Source organism: Roseovarius sp. D0-M9, from assembly GCF_037083805.1.
Classification (GTDB): Bacteria; Pseudomonadota; Alphaproteobacteria; order Rhodobacterales; family Rhodobacteraceae; genus Roseovarius.
Genome location: NZ_JBAPKZ010000131.1, coordinates 1 through 800 on the forward strand (window position 1 = coordinate 1; position 800 = coordinate 800).

An 800-nucleotide genomic window follows, 5' to 3' on the forward strand; every position below is an offset into this window, starting at 1 on the left:
TCCCGCCCTCCCTGTCACCAGAAAGGGTAAAGGTGGACGACTTTTACGCCGCCCGCAGCAGGCTCATCCCGCCGCTACCGTGGCCGACTTTCGCACCGCCGTTCTCACCGCTAGTCCTGACCAAAAAAGGGGGAGGGTGTTCTGCGGCTCGTTCTTGTCTCAGCGCATTTCAGTCCGGGTTGCCAACGGGACACCAGCCGGACACGGGCAAGTGTCGAACGCAAAAAGCCGCCCGAGGGCGGCTGTTAACGTGCTGTAATCGCGGTGGTAAGTTTGGTTGCAGGAGCTCGCTTACAGAAATACTTGCCTTTGTATTCCACGCCGAGGGTAGATCACGTTCACTATGCCACGTCTTAGCTGGCGGCTGGCACAAAGGGCGTATTTCGTCGAAAAACTCGTGCTTGATCAAAGCATAAGTTGCTGATTCAATTCCTCTGACCAGCGGGAGGATCGGCGCTGATGGGACCGCGGCAGGAAGCTCAACCAGCGCTATTCTACGAGTTCTCTCTGGAAGAACACGGGTTCCGGAACCACCTGCTTCGATCCATCGACCGGTTTGTCGACTTGAGCAGCATCCGTGCCCACCTTGCAGATTTCTACAGCCACACCGGCCGTCCCTCGGTCGATCCTGAGTTGCTGATCCGCATGCTGTTGGTCGGCTATTGCTTCGGCATCCGGTCGGAGCGTCGGTAACCGCGCCATTGGCACCGCCTGCCTTACTATGGGTCTTTGTTCTAAGACACGTGTTTAACGACGTCGTTAGCGACGTGTCTTATGCGGGGTCTGCGATGCGTGGCGAA

General features: G+C 57.5%; 1 pseudogene. It reads left to right on the top strand.

Going from position 1 to position 800, the window contains the following annotated elements:
* Positions 1-456 precede the first annotated feature (456 nt).
* Positions 457-690: pseudogene (locus V8352_RS21855) on the top strand (transposase); the annotation flags it as partial.
* Positions 691-800 lie beyond the last annotated feature (110 nt).